Here is a 16,549-nt window from a genome sequence, read left to right as displayed (position 1 = left end):
TGGTGGTGCGACTACTTGAAAGGACTGTTTTATGTACAAATTTCTCGTTGCCGATGATCATCCTCTTTTTCGTGACGCATTAATCTCCGTCATTCGCGGACGTTACGAAGAGTGCGACATTCTTCAATCGGAAGACATTGAGCACACGCTCGTATTGGCACAAGACCACTCAGATTTGGACCTGATTTTACTGGATCTAAATATGCCGGGTATGGCGGGCCTTAAAGGCTTACTTGAGCTACGCAATCAATTCCCCACTATTCCTGTCGCCATTATTTCAGCGGAAACCAACAAACAAATTATTCTACAAACCATCGCGTACGGTGCTGTCGGTTTCATCGCGAAGAGCGCTCCGAGAGAGAAAATGCGCGAGGCATTTGAACAAATACTGGACGGTCACGTTTATCTGCCAGCGGACATTATTCGAGCAGAGAACGACAATAGCAGCGGACAAAGACGCAACGACGATCCCCAATTCTCACCAGAAATGCTGCACACCCTGACGCGACGCCAATTGTTGGTGTTGAAGTCCATGGCGCAAGGCGCAGCCAACAAACAGATCGCTTACGACCTCAACATTTCGGAGACCACCGTGAAATCCCACGTCTCTGCAATCTTGAAAAAGCTCGGTGTCCACAATCGAATCCAAGCGGTGGTTGGCGTGACTAACATTGATTTCGATCGCTACCTACGGCGCTGATCTTCTCACTGCTCTTGTTGTCGCTAGCGACCGAATGTTCAATCAACAAGGATTAATGCAGCGTGGTGTGCTTTAGCGCATAGAGCACTTGGGTTGCCAACTGCGCCAAACTGGCAGGAGAGACAACAGAAAAATCCAGTGCCACACTTCGGCCGACAGTATTGAGCAATGCCTGATGAAAACGGGCATGTGATTTGTTGTATCGTGCCGAGACCAGCCCCATTCCTCCACTGCAGACCTTTTCTATATCCCCGTCATCTAACGGAGAACACAAGGTTTCAAAGGCATTCAGCAGCGCAATGAAACTAATGCTCGGATCACTGTCCGCGACCGAGTCAAACGTCAGCTCATAACTCATTAAATCCAGTGAAACACTTAGGCTATAACAACGTCCTCCAAGTCGTCGCTGCAGAAGGAGATAAGATGCCATCACGGCTTGCCCCAACGCGGCCATCGTGCCCGCCTCTGTGGTATGGGGAAAAGACAACGCCACATGCATCGCGGTTTCATCATCACGATGACTTGCCATAATGGTGCCTGCACGGAACACAGGCACACTCCCCGCGCAGTTCAACACAATGCCTTGCGCCGTGTGTTGCCACTCTGCATCCATCGCATGGATCTCATTCGCAGATAAGGAGTGATGCCAAAAATGACGCAGTGCCACTACATCGCTTTCGGGTAAATCCACCATCAACCCTTTCACCACCGCATTGGCGCAGTGCCACTCTTTAATCTCACCCAAAATAGGCTTGCTCTGCATCCACGCCCACCGCAATGTTCGCTGCTCACAAAGCGCAAGCCAGCGCGTCAAATCGGCGCGGGTTTCGGTATCTCGCGCATTAAAACGACACAATATTGCTAACCTCGCTAACGGCGGGCACGGCGTCACCCACTCGCCTTGAGGCGGGCTTTCAGCAAAAGAAAAGCTCGGAAGTGGTTCGCACTCTTCCCCTTTCATATGGGGTGGCGCAAACGGCGTGGTAGAAAAATGATGGTACAAACGCTGTAAGCCATCCCCCCACCGTGTCGCCATGCTTTGGCCTTGTTGAAGCTTAAAATAACCCGATTGCCATGCCGTACGTTTAGGGGATAAACGTTGGCGCGCAAGGTCCACTAAGCGCTCAAGAACAGAGAGTGAGCATTGTTGTGAAGCACGAAATCGCAACGCTGGCGCGGGTTGAAAATCATTATTCAAAGGAAGCAACTGCGCACCGAGGTTACTCAAAAGCTGCCCGTACTTGGGTGAACTTAAAGTGGTATGTAACACCGCTGCCCAATGGGGAGATAACGACAACGTCTCAATGCGTTCATCGTCTTTTTCAGCCGCGACAGAAGAGAGAATATGTTGCTCGTTCAACGTGACAGAAAACGGCGCGCTTACGCCTTCCAGCGCTTTTGACATTTGACGCCACAGCGGCACCATCGGCCATGATCCCGCAGTGAGCAGTAAGATATTTTCAGGGCGATAGTAGTGATGGTGATAGCGGCGAAGCGCCGCAATATCCAACTGCGTGACGGTATCAGGCATACCGCCGAATAACGCAGCACGCGGCACGCTGTTTGCCGCTTGCACGGTGGAAGCACGAAACCGCTCAAAGCCCATGTATTCGTTGATTTCGCGATACAAGGTGCCACCTATGCCGCCCCCTTGAGGATGGAAAATCTCTTGCTCAAAGTCCTCTAAAGTCAATTGGGGAGACAGCACACTGTCAGCAAAAAAGCCGATCCCTCGTAACGCTGAATGGGGGTCATAGCCTGACAAATGAAATCGCGTCGATTCTTTTTTAGTGCTCGCGTTAAATTCCAACAGCGCCAACTCGCTGCGCAGAGAGAAAAAGGTTTCACGTTCGGGGAATCGCATCGACCCACGTAACACCATATGCTCGAGCGCATGGGTAATGCCACTGTCATCTTCCACGGGAGTGGGCACCACCAGCGATGCACTTAGCCGATTATCATCCGATGCCGCATGATGCCAATGCACCATCCCACTGACGTGACGATAGCCTACCCATCCGGTGTCGAGTTGCTGATCCTTCGGCGACAGCAAGATCCAATCCGGTGCAGCTGGGTGCGGTTTCGCCATAAACGCTCCTCATGTCAGGGTTTCACGGAAAGGATGATCTGGCTGTTCTTCACGGTTCGCGCCAATGCCATGCTATGACAGCCTTGATTGGCCTTCGCAACTGCCTCTTCGATCACGTGATGATCAGGAGACTTGCTGCAAACCGGATCCGCGTTTGCGGGGTCGCCAGTCAGCAACATCGCCTGACACCGACAACCGCCATAATCCTTTTCCTTCTCATTACAGCTTCGGCAAGGTTCCCGCATCCAGTCAAATCCGCGGAAGCGATTAAAGCTATCAGCGTGGTACCAAATGTCAGCAAGTGCGTGCTCTTTGACATTGGGGTGCGGCAGATCCAGTAGCGCTGCGCTATGGCAAGGCAGCGCCAAACCATCAGGCGCGATGTTGATGAAAATATTTCCCCAGCCACTCATGCATGGCTTGGGGCGATCTTCGTGATAATCCGGCGTGACAAAGATAAACTTGGGTCCTTCGCCTTGTTGCTTGTCTCGCAATGCGTTGACCTTGGCTTCCGCCTGCTCAACCTGCGTGCGCGTTGGCAACAAAGCGTCACGATTATGCAGCGCCCAGCCGTAATATTGCGAGGTGGCTAGCTCTACGAAATCGGCATTCAGTTCAATGGCTAACGCCATGATGGCTTCAATCGATTCAATATTCTGTCGCGTGATCACCACGTTCATCACCATGGGGAAACCCTGCGCTTTCACCGCATTGAACATGGCTTTCTTGTGCGCGAAGGCATGCCGTTTTCCTGCGATCGCATCGCTTAAATCCGGATCGGCAGATTGAAAGCTGATCTGAATATGATCCAACCCTGCCCGCTTTAAGGCTTCAATACGCCTTTCTGTTAAACCGACCGCAGAGGTGATCAAGTTGGTGTAGTAACCCAATTGATGGGCATGAGCGACCAACTGTTCGAGATCTTTACGAAGCAAAGGCTCGCCACCCGAAAAGCCCAGCTGCACCGCCCCAAGCTCGCGTCCTTGAGTCAGTACACGACACCACTCTTCGGTGGAAAGCTCGTCTGCCGCGTCGCCGAGATTGAGCGGATTGGAGCAATAAGCACAGTGAAGCGGGCAACGATAAGTCAGCTCTGCCAACAACCATAGCGGGGGATTAACAGCGCTCGATCCATTTTTTGTCATAAGCCACCTCCACAAATTGATGCACATCGTCTGCCAAATCCGCACCGGGGAATTTTTCTTCCAGCAGCGCAATCACTTCGCTAACCGCACGAGGTGAAGCAAACTGCGTTAAGATCTCCGCAGCACTGTCACTCAGTTTCACCATCCCCTCAGGAAACAGCAGCACATGGCAATCCTGCGCTTTTTCAAACTGCATGCGAAACATGGAATTTCGCTGGTACTTCGCTTCATCCGTCACGCGTTTTCGCTCCTTGTTCCCTGTCACTATTACCTGCCATTGAGTTTAGTTGGCGATCAGCCATTACGATCGATCCAGCGCATGATGCCAGACTGGCTTATCGGTAATGCCCACATACGGCGGACGTTCAAATTCATACGCCATGCTGATGGCATCTAATAATGACCAAAGAATATCGAGCTTAAACTGAAGGATATTGAGCGCTCTGTCTTGCTGCTCTGCGGTTTGAAAATGATCGAGGGTGATCGACAAACCATGCTGTACATCGCGACGCGCCTGACTGAGTCGCTGGCGGAAATAGGTTAATCCTTCGGGATCAATCCAGCCATAATGCGTCGGCCACGAGTCCAATCTCGACTGATGAATTTCCGGCGCAAATAACTCGGTCAACGAGGAACATGCTGCTTCTTGCCACGTCGCTCGGCGGGCAAAATTCACGTAAGCATCCACCGCAAAACGCACGCCGGGCAACACCCATTTTTCATCAATCACATCTTGGCGATCTAATCCGACGGCTTCTGCTAAACGAAGCCAGGCTTCAATACCGCCCCATTGGCAATCCAAACTCTGATGCCCATCATGATCAAGAATGCGCTGCACCCATTCACGGCGGATCGCCGGATCACGACAATTGGCCATGATGGCCGCATCTTTCACAGGGATAGAGGTTTGGTAGTAGAAGCGGTTTGCCACCCATGCGCGAATCTGCGCTTTCGAGCAGTTGCCGCTGTACATGGCTTTATGGAAGGGATGATGAATATGGTAATACTGCCCTTTGGTTAGCAGTGCATGTTGAAAATCTTCTCGACTCATCGCGTTCATCATCGTCCCTCCTTGGGCATCGCTTTTTGTTATTGACGTTTTGCGCTTACACCGTGATTGCCAATCCATCGAAGGCAATGTCCACCCCTGCTGCCAATACGGCTTGGTGTTCATCAGAATCGGGATCTAAAATCGGGTTGGTATTGTTAATGTGGATCAACACCTTCCGCGGTTTGTCATACTGCGCAAGCAGTGACAACATGCCGTTTTCACCGGATACGGATAAATGCCCCATGTCGCTACCCAGCGACTCTCCTAATCCTTCGCGGATCATTTCATCGTCCGTCCACAACGTGCCATCTACCATCAAGCAATCTGCATCTGCCATCGCGGCTAAAACAGCGGGATCATCGTTTGCCCCAAGGCCGGGCGCATAAAGCAGAGATTTACCGGTTCGGGTGTCAGTGATTTTCAACCCGATGTTGTCACCGGGGCGTGGGCGGTTGCGGAAAGGGGAAAATGGCGGTGCATTCGACGTTAGCGTAATCGGGGTAAAACGTAACGCCGGCACCGCCGGAATACTCCAGCCTTCAGACGACTGCGCGTCTACCGTGTGAGTGCGATACCCCCCTTCCCAATGCTTCATCATCGACAAGATGGGGTAACTGGTACTGAGCTCTTCTGCCACTTCGGTGGTGCAATACAAATCCAGTGGCAAGCCTTCACGCAGGATGAGCAGCCCTGTCGTGTGGTCAATTTGTGCATCTGTGACAATCACGGCACGAATAGCTGAACCACGTGCGCCAGATGCTTTTGCAAGCTGAGGCGTGGCATTAATCTGTTGGCGAATATCGGGGGAGGCGTTAATCACTACCCAGTGTTCACCGTCATCGCTCACCGCAATGGAAGACTGAGTGCGAGGCAAGGCTCGGCTGGTGCCATTTCTGACTGACTGACACATGCGGCAATGGCAATTCCACTGAGGAAAGCCCCCGCCTGCGGCTGAACCGAGTACCACTATCTGCATTCACCATCTCCTTTGTTGTGACGTGTTAGTTCGTATTCGTTCGCGCTGTTCCGAATGCGCTTTTCCATGAACTGAAGCATGCACTTAGACATGTAAGCCACCGATATTCGCCATGCTCACTGTGGCGGTATCGATAGCCAGAAAAAAGGCATAAAAAAAGGGATGCTCCCTTAGGGCGGCATCCCATTTCGACTCTCTCAACGATTGCTGATATAGAGGGTGACTTCGAATCCGAGTCGCAGTTCTGTGTAGCTAGGTTTTTTCCACATGGTGATTACTCCTTGTACCAGATACTAATAGTGACAAAATGCTCGCCACCGTCATTAGCGTAATAACCAGACCGAAAACTACCAATCCTACTTTGTGATGATTTCTCTACTCCGAGACACAATAGACTTTTGCCAAAACAGGGAAAGCGTAGGAAAATCGCCTCCCGAACGCTAACTATTGTGAGGAGAAACAACCACTACCACGTTTTCTGTCTCGACGGCTGCCGCCCTTCGCGATTTCCGATTTTTACCGTATTTGTTTGCCACGCAGCGATGCTCGTCACTGACAATCGCTAAGCATTCCAAACACTGAACGCACTCGTTGTAATCGATGTGTCCATCTTTTCGAATGGCATTAATGCCGCAGTGCTTTTCACACAAGCGACAGGGGCTGCCGCACTCACTGCGACGCGTCAGCCAGTTGAATAACCGAAAGCGCCCAAGCACTGCCAACCCCGCCCCTAACGGACACAAATACCGACAATATGCTTTGTGAACCCGCGCACTCACCAACAGTAAGAGAACCGCATACAGCACAAAGGGCCAGGTACGTTCGAACATTAAGGTGACGGCCGTTTTGAAAGGCTCAACTTCGGCAAGGGATTCTGCCAACGACAAATCAAAAAAGGCAGTGCTCACCAATCCCAACAACACGCCGTATTTCACGTAGATCAAACGTTGGTGTGTGACGTCGCTAATTTTCCACTGACGAAGACGGAGCTTATCCGCCGCGGTCGCCACCAACTCTTGCATCGCCCCAAATGGGCACAACCAGCCACAGAAAAGGCCACGCCCCCACAAAAACAAGCTAATAAACACGTACGTCCACAGCACGAACAAAATCGGATCGAGCAAGAACACCCGAATATCGAAGCCATTCCAGACCGATAGCAGCAAGGTATAGATATTCACGACCGACAATTGCCCTTGGGCATAGAACCCAATATAGGCGGTTACAAACACCAAGGAGACCATGCGCAGAGGCGTTAAATAACGACTAAAGCGCGCCAAACGGTGTTGGAACACAAACACGCCAGTGAGTACCAACAAGTACACAGCAACAATGGCGATATCAACCTGTCTATCGATCCAAATTCGCAGCCATAACGGCAATGGCGGTTCAGGCGGCGTGACAGCCACCAAGACCTGATCGGGCAATATATATTGGCTTTCGACAAAGACGTGCTCAGATTCCAAGTGATTTTTCACCAGTTGCACCGTCATTCCCACGGACAATGGTTGCGAGGGGTCGAATCCGCTTTGGTCAGAAAACGTGAATATGTTGACCCGATCAAACGGCACGAGAGGCAACGCAAAGTCGGCTTGCTGAAGATGAAACAGGTCGGCATCGCGCAATGACAGCGGGCTACCTTGCTGACGCAACGAAAAGCGAGCGGGCGTTGTGCCTGCCACAAAGTCATCTGCCACGAAATGATACGCCCCGCGAGATCCCACCAAAATGGCAACGTCGCTAGGCGCAAGCGAATCCATCACGCGCTGATATTCCACCTCGCCCAGCAGGTTCTTACCGACAATAGGCGGGTTAAGAACCGCCATAGTGAGATCGAAAAAAGGCACGTCATCGCTTTGTTGCGGATCCCGTGCTCGTGCTAGGCGAGAAGCTGACACCTCCAACGCTGCAGCGGCTTGTTCATCACTCAGTTGCCAGTGATACAACAGCCCTGCCTCGTTCAATTCGCGCACGGTTTGTGGTTCGAACGCGTCGGTTTCAAGCCTTGCTTTCACCGCAGAGCCAAACCCTGTGAGCCTTGCCTGCGCCACTTTTCGCGCCGCCGCCATGATGGTGTCGTGCACCACCATGACCGACACCGTTGCTTTGGTCACGCCATCAAAATAAGCGATACCGTCGCTAGCAATGCGTTGCTGATCGCTGCCAACCAACACCTGTTGCTTGAGCGACAAACCGCCATATTGGTCAATAAAATCCACCAGCGGCTTTTCACCGAGGCCATGAAGGAAGATAGGTTCGTGGTGACCTAACAACGAAAGGCCAATGATTCGCCCGTCGGTATCAAGACCGACACGAAGGTTAATACTGTCGCCAGAAAATCCGGGGAAATCGGTCAGATCATCGGTCTCAAAGAGATAACCAATAGGCTGATCGAGTTGATAGATTTCGGTCACGGGTAAGGTGTCGCTAGAGGCTTTCATCCGCGTTGCACGGGGAAACATTGTTGCCGCATCGTCGCTCACTTCGATCCACGATTCGGCAGAAACAATGAAAGGCAGCAAGATCAACAGCAACCACAGAAAAACGGTACTACGCCATCGCATGACAAACCTGCTCATAAAAAAGCGGGGCATCGTGCCCCGCAAAGCTATTGCGTCAGGCAGCGCGGGGAGGTCGCAGCTGCCTTCAACGAGCGGACAAGGACTAGAAGAAACCTAAAGGATTGATGTCATAGCTCACCAACAAGTTTTTGGTTTGCTGGTAATGGTTGAGCATCATTTTGTGCGTTTCGCGGCCTATACCTGACTTCTTGTAACCGCCAAATGCAGCATGAGCAGGATAGAGGTGATAACAGTTAGTCCATACGCGCCCGGCTTGAATGGCACGGCCCATGCGGTATGCGCGGTTCACATCGCGTGTCCATAGACCCGCACCCAAACCGTATTCGGTGTCGTTTGCGATAGCGAGCGCTTCCGCTTCGTCTTTAAACGTTGTCACCGCGATCACTGGGCCAAAGATTTCTTCTTGGAACACGCGCATCGTGTTGTCGCCTTTGAAGATGGTCGGTTTCACGTAGTAACCGCCACCTAACTCTGCGGCTTCACCGCCCATGAGCACTTCTGCACCTTCAGCGCGACCAACATCCATATATCCCAAGATTTTCTCGTACTGCTCATTGGATGCTTGTGCCCCCACTTGTGTCTCTAAATCTAGAGGGTTGCCATGTTTGATGGCTTGAGTACGTGCAATCACCTTCTCCATGAAGGCATCGTAAATGCTCTCTTGCACCAAAACGCGAGATGGGCAGGTACACACTTCACCTTGGTTGAAGAATGCCAACACACAGCCTTCAACGGCTTTGCTGATGAACTCGTCTTCTTGGTCCATCACATCTTCAAAGAAGATATTTGGCGATTTACCACCAAGCTCAACGGTCGAAGGAATCAGATTATCTGCCGCGCAGCGAAGCACGTGGTTACCGATGGCGGTTGAACCTGTGAAGGCGATTTTGGCAATACGCTCAGAGGTAGCCAGCGCTTGACCCGCTTCAGGGCCCATGCCATTGACCACATTCAACACACCAGGTGGAATTAAATCGCCAATGATTTCCATCAACAATAGGATGGTGGTCGGCGTTTGCTCTGCAGGTTTAAGGACAATACAGTTACCGGCAGCCAAGGCAGGTGCCAGCTTCCATGCTGCCATCAATAATGGAAAGTTCCACGGGATGATTTGTCCGACAACACCGAGAGGCTCATGAATGTGGTAGGCCACGGTATTGGCATCGATCTCAGCCGCAGTCCCCTCTTGCGACCTAATCGCGCCGGCGAAGTAGCGGAAATGATCGACACAAAGCGGGAGGTCAGCGGCAAGCGTCTCACGCACAGCCTTGCCATTTTCCCACGTTTCTGCCACTGCCAAATACTCGATGTTGGCTTCGATGCGATCGGCGATCTTGAGCAGAATATTTGAACGTTCGGTAGCAGAAGTTGCTCCCCACGTTGCTTTGGCTTGGTGGGCGGCGTCGAGCGCCAGTTCAATGTCTTCTGCTGTAGAACGTGGGATTTCAGCGATGGTATCACCTGTGCAAGGCGAGGTGTCGGTGAAATACTGTCCTTTGATTGGCGGAACCCAGTCACCGCCGATGTAGTTAGCATAACGCGCCTTAAAGTTAACGACGGCTCCGTCGGTATTCGGTTTTGCGTAAATCATTGTCCACCCCTATTGGCGATTGTCCCTGTGTCGTCCCTGACATGCCCTTACGAAATATGTCTTTCGAAACATGTCAGGCGTTATGGATAGAGTATGAAACTCTCACAGGATCTCTCCATCGCCCCATGGTCGGCAAAATCTCATACTTTGGAGGGAGATGAGGAGTGAGGATGAAACGTCATCCGCCAATAAATTTACGCGCCTATACCCGAGTATTGGCTGCTCAGCAGGCGCTGTCTGTCACGATTTCAATACAAGCCACCTCAGTCTTGATGGCGACCTTAGACACAAAAATGCCGAGCTTTCGCTCGGCATTTACTCGGCACTTATTGATATCTACACAAATACCCATCGTATTCGTGAGGGGGATTTCCCAAGGAAATCAGTACGCGAGATTAGCTTTTTGGCAGCTTAAAGGTCCATACCATGCCGCCTTGGTTGAAGTTCTTCACGCGTTTTGCCACATCGCCGCCCCACAGCGGCACTGCGCCACCCCAGCCGGACAAGACGGAAATGTATTGCTCACCGTCCATTTCCCAGGTGACTGGGCTACCGACAATGCCGGATCCTGTGTTGAACTTGTAGAGCACCTCACCGGTTTTATCGTCCAGCGCTAGCAAGTAGCCTTCAGGGTTACCCGTGAAGACCAAACCACCTGCTGTGGTTAGCACACCGCCCCACAATGGCGCGTAGTTTTTGTATTCCCACACGCGCTCACCGGTTTTCGGATCGTATGCACGCAGCACGCCAATATATTCTTCATTCAAGGCCTTAATGGTAAAGCCGGCACCAAGGTAAGCCGCGCCTTTTTTGTACGCGACCGGCTCATTCCAAATGTCCATTTGCCATTCGTTTGCTGGCACATAGAACAAGCCTGACTTTTGGCTATACGCCATCGGCATCCAGTTTTTCCCGCCTAAGAAAGACGGTACCGCAACCACCGTCTCGCCTTGCTTACCGTCTTTGACATCATTGGGATCCCCCGGACGGTTCTCGGCAACGTACTGAGGTCGCCCTTTATCATCGAGCCCTTTTGCCCAGCTGATCTTGTTGACGAATGGGAAGCCACGAATGAATTCACCATTGGTGCGATTCAGCACGTAGAAAAAGCCGTTTCGATCGGCCGTCGCCGCCGCTTTGATTTGCTTGCCGTTTTCAGTGTAATCGAAGGAAATGAGTTCGTTGACGCCATCAAAATCCCAGCCATCGTGTGGCGTGGTCTGGAAATGCCACACAATTTTTCCGTCATCAGGGTCTATCGCAAGACGAGATGAAGAGAAAAGGTTATCCCCCGGACGCATGTGTGAATTCCAAGGCGCAGGGTTACCTGTACCAAAGAACAGCAAATCGGTATCAGGATCGTACGTGCCGCCTAGCCACGGCGCTGCGCCACCGCTTTTCCAGAGATCAGCTGGCCATGTTTGTCCCGGCTTTCCACCCGAAATCCCGTTTTCGATTTTCTTTCCGTCTTTGTAGACGTAGCCCATGTGCCCTTCAACCGTTGGGCGTTCCCACACCAACTTACCTGTCTTCGCATCATACGCTCGTACTCGTCCTACAATCCCGAATTCGCCACCCGACACACCAGTAATAACATTGCCTTTCACAATAATGGGCGCAGCGGTGATCGAGTAACCGTCTTGGTAGTTATCCACGGTTTTCTTCCAACGCACTTTGCCTGTTTTTGCATCTAACGCGACAAGTTTGGCGTCCAATGTGCCGAAAATCACCAAATCGTCATACAAGGCAACGCCACGATTGATCACGTCACAACACGGCATGATGCCGTCAGGCAAGCGGGCGTCATATTGCCAAAGTTCATCACCGGTATTTACATCGATGGCATACACGCGAGAATACGAACCCGTCACGTACATGACACCATCTTTGACCATTGGCTGGCTTTCTTGCCCGCGTTGTTTCTCTCCGCCGAGTGAGAATGCCCAAACAGGACGGATTTCTTTTACCGTGTCGCGGTTAATGGCGTCCATGGGACTGTAACGCTGCCCTCGAAGCCCGAGACCATAAGTCACTATATCCTCAGTGGTTTCCTGATCGGCGAGGATGTCTTCGTCCGTGACACCCGCATAAACCGGCATGGCGGTTAACGCGAATGAGAGCGCAGCATACATGCCGCAGCGTTTAAATGACTTTGCTGTCATGGGAATACCTCATTGTTGGTTCACTACTTGGGTAAGCTTGTCGTGTGGTTTTTGTCATGCCTATTGTTGCCGCTGATGGGCACTGTCTATGAGACAGAACAGCAGGCGCGAAATGTCATGTCGTCACGACACCTCAGGGAACATTTGCCACCGTATTGCTCGCTTGTGGCGACGTGCTCTCTGCGACGTCGTTTTCTGGTTCAGGCAAATAACGGCTCGGCAATTGATAGCGAAGTCCGTACTTTTCACCCCAACGCAAAACATCGCCGTTTTGTATGTGCTCGACCACGATGTCTTCCAGTGCATAAGCCAATTGACGGTAATTTGTGTGTACTGCGATACCGAGTTCCCACTTGGCTCGACCGAGTAAAGGGAACGCCAGTTCGGTGAGTTGCATGTTGCTAACGTGAGCATTGCTTGCTCGAGCATCGCTAGATAGCGCAACGAGTTGGGCGTCTGATGACGCATTGTTATGGGTGGGATGCTTTTGATTTGGACGTTGTTGATCTGAACGTTGTTGATCTGAACGTTGTCGATTGAGGCTTGGTTGATTGATGCTTGCTTGATTGATGCTTGGTTGATTGATGCTTGGTTGATTGAGCTTTGGTTGATCGACAAGGCGTGAAGTCGAAGGTGCTACGATATGATTCAGCCATTGCAGCTGCGAACTCATCCCCAGCACCATGCCAACCTCGCCTTCCGTCAGCGCGGAAAATGCATCCCCTACGGAAGGAAATGTTCGGCTATTGTCACGAAAGCGCCCACCGAATGCCGTGGTCAAATAGACCTGCGGCACGGTATCCACTTCTACGCCGACGGGATGATACATAAAGCGGGCGGCAGTTTGAGGCCGATCAAGCTGGTTTGCGTCATACGCCAGCAACCAACGCTCTTCCTGATACGGGGCAAACATATGAACCAGCTCGTGCGCCGGTAACCCAAGGTCGTCACGCTGCATCGCAAACTGTCTGTCATAAGGCACTCGCATCATCACATCGGCTTTGACACGACGACCGTCTTCGCTGGTCAGGTTCATGCCCTTCCACAAATAGTTGCGCATGTCGTCTTCCACCGTTTCATCCGGTGTCATCCATTGCAGGTTCAATGTCACTCCCAAGCCTTTTGCCAAGGCATTAGCCAGCTCAATATCAACCCCTGCGGGCACCCCGTTTTCATCGACAAACGAATACGGCGGGAAGTCGCGATAAACGGCAATGGTTATCTCCCCCTTCGCCTGAATGTCGTCATAGGAAAGCGCAAAAGAAGGCCCTGCCTGCAGCATCCATGCCGCGAGCAGTGTTGAGAAAAAAGTGCGTACCCGCATTCGTAATCGCAATCGCATGGCAGTGACCTGACCAAATAGGATCATCATCGCCTCCTGTTAGCCGTTTTCCGGCGCCACAGACTCAAGCCAAGTACGAATCGCCCACAAGGCTTCTTGGTTGAGATGCTCAGTCATTTTCGGCATGTAAACCGCCCCATTTCGCACGGCGCCGTTTTGCACGCGGTAGATATACCACTCATCGCCATCGTAATCGGGCGACAACAAGCGAAGATCGGGTGCGATGCCGCCAGAGATCCCTTCTAGGCCATGGCAACGTGCGCAGTTTTGGTTGTAGGCCGATGCCCCGATGCGCTCAATTTCGCCCCGTACATCGCCCGTTTGTTCGCGATAAGGATTGGTCTCAGTCCATTCCGAGCCCAGAACGGGAATGCTTGAAGTATCGATAGATTGCGGGGTGACATCCCCATGAGCGAAAACGAGTTGTGACCCAAGAGCCGCTACCAGAGCGACGGCGGTGACGATGCAAATATTGCGTTCAACCTTTTCCATGTTGCGCTAACTCCTCTTTCAACCAGTACGTTTTTAGAAACACGCTTTATTCGTTACAGGGAGAAGTGTAGGAGCCGCGATGCGTTGCGAACATGCTACAAAAGCGGGGATATTTCTCATTCTTTGGGAGGATTTTTTTAAAACAGAGACCCTTTTTTTGGAAAAAGGCGACCACACTGCTTACAGTCATATCGAAGTTTGATACGGAGTGATTCAGTCAATGGATAGACATGATGCAAGCATTAACACGCAGTGGGCATGGCGTTTTATATCGCTGATAGTTTTACTGTTTTCCTTTATGTCACACGCCACTGTCAACGTCGACATTGGCCTACTAAGACAGCCCGTCGATACCGCAACTTCCGCACCTATTTATCTCAGAGAACCCGAAAACAATGGGGAAGCAGGGGCAACATTGTCGATCAGTGATGCCAATGGCACGGGGAAATTTCTCGGTCAGAAGTATTCGCTTCGCGTTGAAACAAATGCTGATAACAACCAACTCAATACCGCCGCTAAACAGTGGTATCAAGATGGCGTGCGCTTTTTCTTAACTGATATCGACACGCCGTCGCTTGTTGCCTTACGCCAAGTTCTGCCGGACGACGCCGTGTTACTGAATATCGGCAATCAAGACGATGCGTTGCGCACTTCCACTTGCGTGCCAAACACCTTACATACCGCACTTAGTTACAGCATGCGCGCCGATGCCATCGCTCAGTGGCTGAGAGTGCGTCGGCTCAATCGCGTCTTTTTAGTCTCTGGCACCACGCCCGAGGATGATGCGTTTTTAGCTGCTGTAAAACGCACTCTGAACAAATTCAACCACAAGGTTGTGGCCGAAAAAATTTGGGATTTTGATACCGACCTTCGCCGTACCGCGTCGGCAGAATTGCCCGTGTTTACCCAAGCCAGCGACTATGACGTGGTGTGGGTGATTGATGAAAGCAACCTATTCGGCCAACACCTTCCCTACAATACTTGGCTGCCTCGCCCTGTAGTTGGCACCCACGGTTTGCGAGCCGATGGCTGGCATTATGTGATTGAACAATGGGGCGCGGTGCAGCTACAAAACCGCTTCAACGAATTATTCTCACGCCCTATGAGTGCCAAAGACTATGCAGCATGGGTGGCAATTCGTTCCATCAATGAATCAGTGACGGTGTCCAACACCGCCGATCCTTCTGTGTTAGGGCCATTTATCCTTGGCCCTCAGTTTCAGCTTGCGGCTTACAAAGGCCGCAAACTCACTTACCGTCCATGGAATGGGCAACTTCGTCAAACAGTTCCCCTTTTTGATGCGCAAGCACTGGTTGCTTCCGCTCCCTTTGAGGGCTTTTTGCACCCACGAAATGAACTGGACTCTCTCGGCGTCGATCAAGCACAAAGCCAATGCCGTGTATTCCAGCCTACCAATAACTCATAAGGACACTTTGTTATGACAGTAACTCGCACTCTACTGACGCTCGCGTTCATCTCGCTATTCGCTGCGCCAACCGTGGCGAAAGAGCTGGCTTATGTCGCGAACGAGAAAGATGACACCCTCAGTGTGATTGATATGGATACCATGGAAGTGGTTAACACGATCGATGTGGGCGATCGCCCTCGTGGGATTGAAGTAAGCAAAGACGGCACGAAACTGTATATCTGTGCCAGTGAGTCTGACACTGTGCAGGTGCTCGATCTCACTACCAACACCCTTGTCGGTGAGCTGCCATCAGGGGAAGACCCCGAGCTGTTCGCATTGCATCCCGACGGGAAGCGTCTTTACATCGCTAACGAAGACGATGCCTTGATGACCGTGGTCGACATTCCGAGCGCTAGCGTGGTGACACAAGTGGAAGTGGGTGTAGAGCCAGAAGGTGTTGCAGTGAGTCCCGATGGCAAAATGGCCATCATTACTTCCGAAACCTCCAACATGGTTCACTGGATAGAAACAGACACTCACACCATGGTGAACAACACCTTGGTGGATACGCGTCCTCGCTATGCCGAGTTTACGCCTGATGGTAAACAACTTTGGGTCAGCGCGGAAATCGGCGGCACGGTATCAGTTATTGATACCGACACGAAAGCCATCACCAAGAAAATCAACTTCGCGCCAAAAGGTGTTCACAAAGACAAAGTCCAACCTGTTGGTGTCCGCATAACCGCTGACGGCAGCACCGCGTTTGTCGCCTTAGGCCCTGCAAACCATGTTGCCGTGGTAAACACGGATACCTTGGAAGTGGAAGATTACCTACTGGTCGGCCGCCGTGTTTGGCAAATGGCCTTCAATGGCGCACAAGACAAACTGCTCGCGACCAATGGCGTCAGTGGCGATGTGTCCATTATTGATGTGCCAAACCGAAAAGTGCTGAAAACCGTCAAAGTGGGTCGCTACCCATGGGGGGTTGCGGTTCAGGAGGCGAATTGATAT

Annotated in this window: 15 protein-coding genes; 4 read left to right on the top strand and 11 right to left on the bottom strand. The window is 51.7% G+C overall.

Annotated features, from left to right (window positions below; translation table 11 throughout):
- Window positions 1–31: 31 nt before the first annotated feature.
- A complete protein-coding gene (locus Q365_RS0111490) occupies window positions 32–700 on the top strand; it encodes a LuxR C-terminal-related transcriptional regulator (protein WP_028023475.1) in 669 nt (222 codons plus the stop codon).
- A 52-nt stretch (window positions 701–752) separates the two neighbouring features.
- Here the strand turns inward: Q365_RS0111490 and Q365_RS0111485 are convergent, their stop codons facing one another.
- From Q365_RS0111485 to exaC, 8 genes are all read right to left on the bottom strand, one after another.
- Window positions 753–2,789 carry an insulinase family protein gene (locus Q365_RS0111485; RefSeq protein ID WP_028023474.1) on the bottom strand — a complete coding sequence of 679 codons (2,037 nt, stop codon included), beginning with the start codon at window positions 2,787–2,789 and terminating at the stop codon, window positions 753–755.
- Window positions 2,790–2,803: 14 nt separating this feature from the next.
- Window positions 2,804–3,934 (bottom strand): pyrroloquinoline quinone biosynthesis protein PqqE, encoded by a 1,131-nt coding sequence (gene pqqE, locus Q365_RS0111480; RefSeq protein ID WP_028023473.1) that lies wholly within the window; start codon window positions 3,932–3,934, stop codon window positions 2,804–2,806.
- Window positions 3,906–4,199 (bottom strand): pyrroloquinoline quinone biosynthesis peptide chaperone PqqD, encoded by a 294-nt coding sequence (gene pqqD / locus Q365_RS0111475; protein WP_245621541.1) that lies wholly within the window; start codon window positions 4,197–4,199, stop codon window positions 3,906–3,908. The genes pqqE and pqqD overlap by 29 nt, the downstream gene beginning before the upstream one ends.
- Before the next feature lie 36 nt (window positions 4,200–4,235).
- Window positions 4,236–4,997 carry a pyrroloquinoline-quinone synthase PqqC gene (gene pqqC, locus Q365_RS0111470; RefSeq protein WP_028023471.1) on the bottom strand — a complete coding sequence of 254 codons (762 nt, stop codon included), beginning with the start codon at window positions 4,995–4,997 and terminating at the stop codon, window positions 4,236–4,238.
- A gap of 43 nt (window positions 4,998–5,040) precedes the next feature.
- Window positions 5,041–5,961, bottom strand: coding sequence for a pyrroloquinoline quinone biosynthesis protein PqqB (pqqB, locus tag Q365_RS0111465; RefSeq protein ID WP_028023470.1), 921 nt, complete (start codon window positions 5,959–5,961; stop codon window positions 5,041–5,043).
- A gap of 197 nt (window positions 5,962–6,158) precedes the next feature.
- Entirely contained in the window at window positions 6,159–6,230 is a 72-nt protein-coding gene (gene pqqA, locus Q365_RS26460; RefSeq protein WP_081796241.1) for a pyrroloquinoline quinone precursor peptide PqqA, read from the bottom strand.
- Window positions 6,231–6,401: 171 nt separating this feature from the next.
- Window positions 6,402–8,525 (bottom strand): 4Fe-4S binding protein, encoded by a 2,124-nt coding sequence (locus Q365_RS0111460; protein WP_028023469.1) that lies wholly within the window; start codon window positions 8,523–8,525, stop codon window positions 6,402–6,404.
- Between the two features lie 100 nt (window positions 8,526–8,625).
- Complete coding sequence (gene exaC / locus Q365_RS0111455) at window positions 8,626–10,134, bottom strand: acetaldehyde dehydrogenase ExaC (RefSeq protein WP_028023468.1); 1,509 nt, start codon at window positions 10,132–10,134, stop codon at window positions 8,626–8,628.
- Window positions 10,135–10,291: 157 nt separating this feature from the next.
- Here exaC and Q365_RS26695 point away from each other — a divergent pair, with 157 nt between their 5' ends.
- Entirely contained in the window at window positions 10,292–10,549 is a 258-nt protein-coding gene (locus Q365_RS26695) for a hypothetical protein (RefSeq protein ID WP_155859005.1), read from the top strand.
- On the opposite strand, the gene Q365_RS0111450 is transcribed toward Q365_RS26695, so the two are convergent.
- The 3 genes from Q365_RS0111450 to pedF all read right to left on the bottom strand — a co-directional run bounded on the left by Q365_RS0111450 (window position 10,530) and on the right by pedF (window position 14,130).
- A complete protein-coding gene (locus Q365_RS0111450; protein ID WP_028023467.1) occupies window positions 10,530–12,296 on the bottom strand; it encodes a PQQ-dependent methanol/ethanol family dehydrogenase in 1,767 nt (588 codons plus the stop codon). The genes Q365_RS26695 and Q365_RS0111450 overlap by 20 nt on opposite strands.
- Before the next feature lie 133 nt (window positions 12,297–12,429).
- Complete coding sequence (locus Q365_RS27175) at window positions 12,430–13,578, bottom strand: substrate-binding periplasmic protein (RefSeq protein ID WP_245621543.1); 1,149 nt, start codon at window positions 13,576–13,578, stop codon at window positions 12,430–12,432.
- 99 nt (window positions 13,579–13,677) lie between these two features.
- Window positions 13,678–14,130 (bottom strand): cytochrome c-550 PedF, encoded by a 453-nt coding sequence (pedF, locus tag Q365_RS0111440; protein ID WP_028023466.1) that lies wholly within the window; start codon window positions 14,128–14,130, stop codon window positions 13,678–13,680.
- 298 nt (window positions 14,131–14,428) lie between these two features.
- On the opposite strand from pedF, the gene Q365_RS0111430 reads away from it, so the two are divergent.
- Together Q365_RS0111430 and Q365_RS0111425 are read left to right on the top strand one after the other, a co-directional pair.
- Window positions 14,429–15,556, top strand: a complete 1,128-nt coding sequence (locus tag Q365_RS0111430; RefSeq protein ID WP_051563787.1) for an ABC transporter substrate-binding protein — start codon at window positions 14,429–14,431, stop codon at window positions 15,554–15,556.
- A 12-nt stretch (window positions 15,557–15,568) separates the two neighbouring features.
- The gene (locus tag Q365_RS0111425) at window positions 15,569–16,546 is read left to right on the top strand and encodes a PQQ-dependent catabolism-associated beta-propeller protein (protein WP_028023464.1); all 978 of its coding nucleotides are present in this window, start codon (window positions 15,569–15,571) and stop codon (window positions 16,544–16,546) included.
- The last annotated feature ends 3 nt before the right edge of the window (window positions 16,547–16,549 follow it).

Origin of the sequence: Enterovibrio calviensis DSM 14347 (assembly GCF_000621165.1) — a bacterium.
Taxonomy (GTDB): Bacteria; Pseudomonadota; Gammaproteobacteria; order Enterobacterales; family Vibrionaceae; genus Enterovibrio; species Enterovibrio calviensis.
This window is presented reverse-complemented; position numbering and strand designations above follow the sequence as displayed.

What these genes read in the sequence shown, in the direction of transcription:
- pqqB (WP_028023470.1), bottom strand. Translation starts at nt 5,961, where the DNA reads ATGCAGATAGTGGTACTCGGTTCAGCCGCAGGCGGGGGCTTTCCTCAG.
- pedF (WP_028023466.1), bottom strand. Translation starts at nt 14,130, where the DNA reads ATGGAAAAGGTTGAACGCAATATTTGCATCGTCACCGCCGTCGCTCTG.
- Q365_RS26695 (WP_155859005.1), top strand. Translation starts at nt 10,292, where the DNA reads ATGAGGAGTGAGGATGAAACGTCATCCGCCAATAAATTTACGCGCCTA.
- Q365_RS0111425 (WP_028023464.1), top strand. Translation starts at nt 15,569, where the DNA reads ATGACAGTAACTCGCACTCTACTGACGCTCGCGTTCATCTCGCTATTC.
- Q365_RS27175 (WP_245621543.1), bottom strand. Translation starts at nt 13,578, where the DNA reads ATGCTGCAGGCAGGGCCTTCTTTTGCGCTTTCCTATGACGACATTCAG.
- pqqC (WP_028023471.1), bottom strand. Translation starts at nt 4,997, where the DNA reads ATGATGAACGCGATGAGTCGAGAAGATTTTCAACATGCACTGCTAACC.
- Q365_RS0111485 (WP_028023474.1), bottom strand. Translation starts at nt 2,789, where the DNA reads ATGGCGAAACCGCACCCAGCTGCACCGGATTGGATCTTGCTGTCGCCG.
- Q365_RS0111460 (WP_028023469.1), bottom strand. Translation starts at nt 8,525, where the DNA reads ATGCGATGGCGTAGTACCGTTTTTCTGTGGTTGCTGTTGATCTTGCTG.
- Q365_RS0111490 (WP_028023475.1), top strand. Translation starts at nt 32, where the DNA reads ATGTACAAATTTCTCGTTGCCGATGATCATCCTCTTTTTCGTGACGCA.
- Q365_RS0111430 (WP_051563787.1), top strand. Translation starts at nt 14,429, where the DNA reads ATGTCACACGCCACTGTCAACGTCGACATTGGCCTACTAAGACAGCCC.
- pqqE (WP_028023473.1), bottom strand. Translation starts at nt 3,934, where the DNA reads ATGACAAAAAATGGATCGAGCGCTGTTAATCCCCCGCTATGGTTGTTG.
- Q365_RS0111450 (WP_028023467.1), bottom strand. Translation starts at nt 12,296, where the DNA reads ATGACAGCAAAGTCATTTAAACGCTGCGGCATGTATGCTGCGCTCTCA.
- exaC (WP_028023468.1), bottom strand. Translation starts at nt 10,134, where the DNA reads ATGATTTACGCAAAACCGAATACCGACGGAGCCGTCGTTAACTTTAAG.